Origin of the sequence: Streptomyces sp. NBRC 110028 (assembly GCF_001417735.1) — a bacterium.
Taxonomy (GTDB): Bacteria; Actinomycetota; Actinomycetes; order Streptomycetales; family Streptomycetaceae; genus Streptomyces.
In genome coordinates this window covers 494754-503339 of record NZ_BBUZ01000025.1, presented here as the reverse complement: position 1 = coordinate 503339, position 8586 = coordinate 494754, and the positions used below count along the sequence as shown (strand labels likewise).

Annotated in this window: 1 protein-coding gene; it reads right to left on the bottom strand. The window is 72.6% G+C overall.

Annotated elements, in window-relative coordinates; genetic code table 11:
- Positions 1 to 1457: 1457 nt before the first annotated feature.
- Positions 1458 to 8543, bottom strand: coding sequence for a lonely Cys domain-containing protein (locus tag ASC60_RS43715; protein WP_079038400.1), 7086 nt, complete (start codon positions 8541 to 8543; stop codon positions 1458 to 1460).
- Positions 8544 to 8586 lie beyond the last annotated feature (43 nt).

Sequence of the window (8586 nt, the reverse complement as noted above, 5' to 3'; positions counted from 1 at the left end):
GGCACCGGTCTGTCCCACGTCCGTGCCGCGGCCGCGCCAGACGACGTGGAAGTCGTCCGCGGTGATCCGGCTGTCCTCGGGGACGTGTTCCTGGAGGAGTTCCAGCGCGCTGTCCAGCTCATCCATGAACCGCTCGTACGCGGCGGCCGCGCGCCGCAGTGCCTCGGCGTCCGCCTCCTGCGCCGTGCCCTCGCCGTAGCCGAGGAGGGTCACGGTGGGCTTGGCGATGTTCCAGCCGTGGTGGTCCAGCCCGGTCCGGGCCACCTGGTCGGCCAGGTTGCTCAGCGTCGTCCCGGCCTCGTCGGACAGCGTGCCGGACCCGGGCGCGAAGCGCACCCGCACCGGCGACACCGACAGGGACGGGGCACTCGGGAGCGTGGCCGGGGGCGTGACCGGGGGCGTGACCGGGGCGATGTGCACCGGCTGCGGGGCCGCCGGTTGCAGTCCGGGCATCGGCCCGCCGGGCGCCGACCTGACCAGCGTCCCGGGCCGCGGCTTCGCAGCCGCCACGTCGTCGGAGCCGGCGACCGACTCGGTGTCGGACTCGGGGTCGGTGTCGGAGCCGGAGTCGCTGTCGGAAGCCGGGTCGAAGACGGAGTCGACGTCGGAGTCGACGTCGGAGTCGGAATCGGAATCGGAATCGGAATCGGAATCGGAATCGGAATCGGAATCGGAATCGGAATCGGAATCGAAGAGGCCCGGCGCGGTGTCCGGCTCGGGAGCCGTGAACGGCCCCATCGGCTCGGTCAGTTCGATCGTCGTCCGCCGCAGCACCTCCGGGTCCGCGTCACCGGACGCCACGCCCGCGCCACGGCTGCGGGCGGTGAACCGGAAGTGCGCCGCGGTGAGCTGGTCGGCCTCCGGCACCCCCCGCTGAAGCCCGGCCAGCACCTCGTCCAAGGAGTCCTCGAACCACGCGAGAACCGTCTCGGCCCGCTCCTGCCCCATCTCCCGCGCCCGCACCGCCGGACCCTCGCCGAAGCCGGTGACCACACCCGACGGCAACGGCCGCCCCGCCCGCCAGTCAGCCAGCGCCGAAGACGCCACCTCACGCGCCAGATCCTCGATGTCCGCCACATCGTCCTCGGACACCATGGTCGACCCCGCATCGAACCGCACCGTGAACACACGCCCCGCCGGAGCCGGCACCGCCGGCCCGGACGACCGCAAGGTCCGCGGCCGCGGACTCGCGGCCTCCGGCACGGGAGCCGCGGACACCTCCCCCGTGGTGTGATCGCTCACCGGTACCCGCGCCTTGTCGGCGCGGTGAGCCGGGGGGCGCACCGGGGAGGGGGCGGGTTCCGGGTTCTGCGGGTCGACGGGGTCCGTGGGGTCCGGCTCTCCGACCACCCACACCCGCCGGCCGAGGCGCTGGGCCACGACCTCGGCCAAGTGGGGGGCGTGGGCGGTCAGTCCCGGGATGTTCAGCAGGACCGGAACGTCCAGTCGCTCTTCGATCAGCTCTTCGTCGCGCGCCAGCAGCTCGGCGAACTCCCGGGAGGACAGACTCCTGGTGAGGCGGGCGCCGGTGAAGGAATCGAAGGTGATGAGCACCCGGCCCGGGGCGTTCGGGTCCACCTTGGCGTGCAGCGTGTACGGATCCGGCTCGGGGTTTTTTTCTTCCTCGCCCACGGGGCGTCCTCCGGCCCCGAGGGGGTCTGGACCTTCGACAGATCCGGGGCCGTGCCGTTCAGGGTCCCCAGGTAGTCCCGTCCGGACACCATGGCCGGCTCGTCGGGCATGGTCAGGATGGTGTCCTCCGACAGGGCACCGTCGCCGTCGAGGAGGAACGCGACCATCACATCCGCGTCGGCTCCGTCGAGCCCGCGGGCGAACGCCCTCGTGACGAGGTCCTGGGTGAACTCGCGCTGCCGGTCGGTCACCTGGGCGGACGGGGGGAGGTCGTACAGGTGGGCCGTGATCCTTTCGAGGTCGGAGCCGCCCCACGCCTCCTCCATCTTGACCCGCGCCCAGAACATCCGGGACCACTCGCGCCTGCCCATGTCGCCGGGGCCGCCCAGGCGCAGGGCCCGGATGGCCGCGTCGACGACGTTCGCAGTGTCGAGCCAGTGTGCCGCGTCGTCCAGCGACGAGGGCAGCGTCACGAACGTGGCCGCCGTCGTACCGGCGGGGGCGGCGGCCGCCCGCTTGAGCACGTTCCGGAAGTCGTCCTGGCGCGCCTGTGTGCCCGCGGGAAGCGTCGCCGCGACGACCCGCTCGAAGAAGTCCAGCGTGAACGGGCCCGCGTCTGCGAAGCGCGGGTCGAGGCGCCACATCCGGTCCAGCGCGGCGGCACCGCGCAGCAGCTCCGCGTACTCCGGGTCCTGGTCGATCCGCAGGTCGTCGTCGATCTCCTTGCCCAGGGTCAGCCGCAGCGCCCGCACCAGCCGCAGCGTCGCCGCCCCGGCCGCCGCGGGGACCGGTCCCGGGCCCGTGTGGTAACCGATCTCCCGCGCCCGGCGGTCCAGCTCCTCGGCGTCGGGCTCGGGGAAGTACTGCTGGTACGAACCCCGCCGCCCCTGGGCGTCGGAGTCCAGGGTCCGGATGTATTCACCCAGGTAGGCCTCCGTGCTATCGATGAGGATGCTGGCATTGACCTTCTTCCGGGTCTCGTTCGCGACGTGCTGCCCCATGGCGACGTCCGCGAGCGGGTCGGGCACGAAGGAGCCGGGGAAGCTTGCGCCGAGGTTGCGGCCGCCGTCCACGCCACGGTCCTGGGGCGAACCGGCGTAGCAGACCACCAGCTCGATCCAGTCGTCTTTGCCGAGCTCCTGCACGCTCCTGCGGCGCGCGATGTACCGCGCACCCTCTTCGTTCCAGGCGCGGACCACCCCGCCGTCCTCCAGGGGGAGGCTGATGTAGCCGGGCCCGCCGTGCGCGTCGAAGAAGTACCGCCTGGTACCCGGCTTGCCCGGGCGCGGCAGCGGGAGCAGACCGCTGACGAACCTCCGCACAGCGGTGTTGTAGTGGGCGTAGTGCTTCATCGCGGCGAGATGACGCTGTTCCTCCTCCATCTGCTTCTCGGCGACCTCCTCCGGACGGAGCGCGGTGCGCCCGAAGCTCAGGCCCGTGAGCCCCACGAGGGTCCTGTTGACCACCTTGCGCCACCAGCTCGGATCGTCCGCCCTCGCCTCGGGCGCCGTGCCGGGCCGGCTGGGGATCCAGTCGCCCTCGATGCGGCCGTCCCGGTGGATCACGCCGATGCCGTACGTCTGCGGCCCGGTCTCGTGGAGCGTGGGATGTCCGCTGTGCGCCCACACCGTCTTGCCCGTCCGGTCCGCCAGCTTCCGCGGCAGGTCCAGCCCCCGGTCCCCGCCCTGGGGGATGACCAGCACGATCGGGATGCCCGGAGGTGCTCCGTCCAGGTCGGCCGCGACCAGTTCGACGAACTCGTCGGGGGTCAGGTCGCGTGCCGTACCGTCCGGCCACCTCGCCGTCACGCGGTCGTGGCCGCCCTCGGCCACCACGGTGTACGGGAACCAGCCCGGTCCCCACGGGGCTGGGGCACTGCCGACCTTGTCGAACCCGCCACCGGGACGTTCCCGCAGGATGTCGACCCCGCTGACGTCCAGTCCGACGACCTCTGCCGCCGGGCTCCAGTTGATACCCGCGACGCGCTGGCCGTTCACCGTGAAGTGACGGGCCCGCTGCCTGGAGATCAATCCCTTCACGAAGGCGTGGTACGCGCCCAGCGCCCCCAGGCTGCCCGCCCAGCCGTTCTGGTACGCGTCGTGGACCAGCTCGCCGAACCGTTCGCGTACGCCCAGGTCCACGGTGGCGCCGTCGGGGCGGTGCAGGACGCGGCGGATCAGACCGTCCATGTCCTGCGGCGCGTTCCGCAGGTCGGGATCGGCCTTGCGCAGGTCGTTCAGCAGCGTCATGGGCGAGACGACCTCGACCGTCACCCGGCGGCGCAGCGCTTCCGCGTTCCCGCCCGCGGACTGCCCGACGTCCCCGTCGAAACCGCGCCAGTCGATGGTGAAGTCATTGGCCGTGAGCTGCTCATCGGCGGGAAGGCTTTTTTGCCGGCGGCTCAGCTCGACGTCCAGGCTCGCCAGGAACTCCACGTACGCGTTGGTGGCGCGGGCTTCTCCTTCGGCCTTCGCCTCCGCGTCCGTTCCCTCGCCGTACCCGGTCAGGATCACGAAGGGCAGCGGGAGGTCGTGCTTGCGGCTGCGCAGCCCGTCCCGGGCCACCCGGCCGGCCAGTTCCTCCAGTGAATCCTGGGCGGTCTCGGACAGGTCGGTGTCCGCCGGCTCGAAGGACACCTCCGTCAGCCGGGGGGCGTGGGACCAGAACTTGTTGGCCGGGCTCCCCACCGGCGCGGTGTGCACCGGCAGTGAGATCTGGCCGCCCAGTCCCGGCATCGGCTGCCCGGACGATGCCCGGGTCCTCCGCTCGTGCTCGGGCCGTGGCCGTACCCGGGGCCGCGCCTTGGCGTCCGGCACATCGGCGGGGGCGGCGGACGACTCGGTGTCGGAGTCGGGCTCGGTGTCGGAGACGGAGTCGGTGTCGGAGACGGAGGCCGAGTCGAAGACGGAGTCGACATCGGAGCCGGAGTCGGAGTCGGTGTCGGAGACGGGGGCCGAGTCGAAGACGGAGTCGACATCGGAGCCGGAGTCGGAGTCGGTGTCGGAGACGGTGTCGGTATCGGTGTCGCTCCCGGAGGGGAACAGATCCGGCTCGGCGAACGCCGCCGGCGCCGTCAGCTCCTCCACCGGCGTGGTGAGTTCGATCGTCGTCCGCCGCGACGCGTCCGGATCCGCGTCAGCGGCCGCCATGCCCTGGCCACGGCTGCGGGCGGTGAACCCGAAGTGCGCCGCGGTGAGCCGGCCGGCCTCCGGCACACCCCGCTGCAGCCCGGCCAGCGCCTCGTCGAGGGAGTCGGTGAACCATTCGAGGACCGTCTCGGCCCGCTCCTGCCCCATCTCCCGCGCCCGCATGGCCGGACCCTCGCCGAAGCCGGTGACCACACCCGACGGCAACGGCCGCCCCGCCCGCCAGTCCGCCAGCGCCGAAGACGCCACCTCACGCGCCAGATCCTCGATGTCCGCCACATCGTCCTCGGACACCATGGTCGACCCCGCGTCGAACCGCACCGTGAACACACGCCCCGCCGGAGCCGGCACCGCCTCCGAGGCCTCCAGGGGAGGCGGGGGCGGCACCGGCGGGCGAGTGTCCTCCGGGTTCTGCGGGTCGACCGGCTTGGTGGAGGTCCATTCCACGGCCGCCGAGGACGCACCGGCCTGAGCCGGCGGGTTCAGGGTCAGCACCGGGCGTTGCGCGCCCTGGGGCACCGTCTGGGTCGGGACGGCCGAGGTGGTCCAGATCTCACGGCCGAAGTGCTGGGCCATGTCCCGCGCCAGCCCGGGGAAGTGGCGGTCGAACTCGGCGATGTCCAGCAGGAGCGGAACCGCCAGGTCCCTGCCGAGCAGGGAGCGGTCGCGGTCCAGCAGCTCGGTGAACTGCCGGGGGGTCAGACTCCTGGTGACGGTTCCGAAGGACACGAGCAGGCGGCCCGGAGCCTTCGGGTCCACCGCGGCCCGCACCACATAGGGCTCCGGCCTGGCCGTGTTCGTTTTCCCGGCCTTCCCCGCCCACGGCGCGGGCCGCACCCCGGACGGCGTCCGGACCTCCGACAGATCCGGGAAGTCGTCCTTCGGTCCGGGCCGGTAGTCGCGTCCGGACACCTCGTTCGGGGTGCCGGGCGCGTGCAGGGCCGTCGGATCGGCCACAGCGCCGAGGGTGTCGAGGTGGTACGCGTACAGCACGGCGGGATCGGACCCGTCGAGCCCCATCGCGTACGCCGTGGTCATCAGCTCCCGGGTGAAGTCGCGCCCCGCGTCGTCCACCTGGCCGGCGGAGGGCAGGTCGTACAGCTGGGCGGTCAGCTCGTCGAGGTTCACGGACGTGTCCAGCGCCTCGTACATCTTGACCCGCGCCCAGAACATCCGGGACCACTCGGCCTCGTAGGGCTTGGTGGAGCCGTCCATGCGCAGGGCCTTGGTGGCCACCTGGGACAGGTCCACCGTGGCTTTCCACCGGGCCGCCCGGACCACCGACGACGGCAGTGTCACGAAGTCGCTCAGCTTCGTGCCGTCGGGGGCGGCGGCCGCCGCCTTCAGCACGTCCCGGTAGTCGGCCTGACGCGCCTGCGCCTGCCCCGCGGGAAGCCGCGCCTCGACGATCCGCCGGAAGAGGTCCAGCGTGACCGGACCCGTACCGCGGAGCTGCGGTTCCTTCATCCGCATCCGGTCCAGCGCGGCGGCACCGCGCAGCAGCTCCGCGTACTCCGGGTCCTGCCCCACCCGCACGCCGTCGTCGACGTCGTTCCCCAGCATCAGCTTCAGCGCCCGCACGAGGCGCAGCGTGTGCTCCCGCGCCCAGGGCGGGGGCTGGGGGCCGCTGTAGTACCCGGCCTCGCGCACCCGGCGGTCCAGCTCGGCGGCGTCGGGCTCGGGGTAGAACTGCTGGAACCATTGCCGCCGCCCCTGACGATCGGTGGCCAGGATCCGGAAGGGCAGGTTCTGGTGCAGCCCCACCCCGTCCAGGCGGATGAGGGCGTTCGTCTTGTGCCGGGTCTCGTTCGCGACGTGCTGCCCCATGGGGACGTCCGCGAGCGGGTCGGGGACGAAGGAGCCGGGGAAGGAGCGGCCCAAGGCCCCGAAGCCGGACGGCACGGCGCGGTCCGCGGGCGAACCGGCCCAGCAGATAATCAGCTCGTTCCAGTCGTCCTCGCCGAGCGCCTGGCTGCTCTTGCGGTGCGCGAGGTACCGGGCCCCCTCGGCGCCGTAAGCACGGTACGTGAGGCCGTCCTCCAGCGGGAACATCAGGAAACCCGGGCCACCGTGCATCACCCAGTGATGCCGCTTCGCGTCGGGCTTGCCCGGCCGTACCAGGCGAAGCAGCTTCGAGTAGCGGCCGGCGGCCGGATTCCAGTGGGCGACCGCCTTGATCGAGTCGAGGGCGTCGTGGAGCCTTTCCCGACGATCACGGACGACCTCGTCGGGGCGCAGCGCCTCACGGCCCGTCCGCTGCCCCGTGATGCGGCTCATGAGGGTCCGGGTGATCACCTTGCGCCACCAGGCCGGGGCGTTCCGGTCCCGGTCCGGTGCCATTCCGGGTGGGCTGGGGATCCAGTCGCCCTGGATCGCGTCGGCCTTGTGGATGACCCCGATGTGGGGGGCGTCCGCCGTGGCGAGACCGCTGTGCGACCACACCATCCGGCCCGTCCGGTCGGCCAGCAGCCGTGGCAGGTCGAGTCCCCGGTCACCGGCGTGCGGAACGGCCAGCACGATCGGCGCGTCGAGGGGCAGCCCGGACAGCTCCGGATCGTTCGCGATCAGTTCCACGAACTCGTCGACGGTCAGGTCCTGGGTGGTGTCGTCCGGCAACGTCACCCGCACCATGTCGTGCCGGCCGGAGGCCACCACGACGAACGGCGTCGGGCCGCCCTTCCATGGGGCGTCCTTCGTGCCGATCACCTGGAGGGCGCCGTTGCCGTCACTCCGGAGGATCTCGATCGTGTCCGTGTCGTCCAGGTCGAGGACCTTGTCCTTGCCCCAGTTGACGCCCGGCACCCGTGTGCCACCCACCTTGAGGTAGCGGTCCCGGTTCCCGTCGAGCACACCCTGCTGGTCCAGGTGGTACGCGCCCAGGGCCCCCAGGCCGGGCCCCCAGCCGTCCCGGCTCGCGTCGATGACCAGGTCGTACAGCTCCTGGCGGGCATCGTCCACCGCGGCGCTCGCGGGCAGGTGCAGGAGGCGACGGGCCATGACATCGACGTCCAGCGGGGCGTGCCGGAGGTCGACGTCAGTCCTCCGCGCGGCGTCCAGCACCGTCAGCGGGTCGACGAATTCCAGCGTCACCTGCCGACGCGCGTCCGGGGCGGGGGGCGTGACGGACGGTTCGAGGTCCTGACCGCGGGAGCGCCCGACGATGTCGAAGTCGTCCGCCTGAAGACGACGGGTGCCCTGGGGGACGCCGGTCTGGAGGCGGGCGAGCGCGGTGTCCAGAGCGGCCAGGAACTCGTCGCGCACGGCGCCCGTGCGCTGCTCGCCCTCCTCCAGCGCCTCATCAGCCGCGTCCGGGCCCGTCCCCTCGCCGTACCCGCTGATGGTCACCGCGGGGATCGGCCGGCCCCGGCGCCAGTTGTGCCACGCGAACCTGGCCAGGGCGTCGGCCGCGGACGCGATGGCGGACCCGGCCTGCACGGACAGCTCCGTGGAGCCCGCCGCGAACGGCAGCCGCACGGTCTTCGGCGGCGCGAAGGAGGCGGCGGCGCCCGGACCGGCCACCGGCGCGGTGTGCACGGCCGGCGAGAACCCTCCGGGCAGCCCCGGCATCGGCGCCCCGGAGGACGACAAGGTCTTCGGCGGCGCCGACTCGGCCTCGGTGTCGGGCTCGGTGTCGGAACCCGAGTCGGAAACCGAGTCGAAGACGGAGTCGGTGTCGGTGTCGGTGTCGGTGTCGGAACCCGAGTCGAAGACGGAGTCGGGCTCGCCGCGGGTCCCACGGTAGCCACGCGGGATCGGGGGGGGCACCGGGAGGGGGGCGGGTTCCGGGTTCTGCGGGTCGACGGGGTTC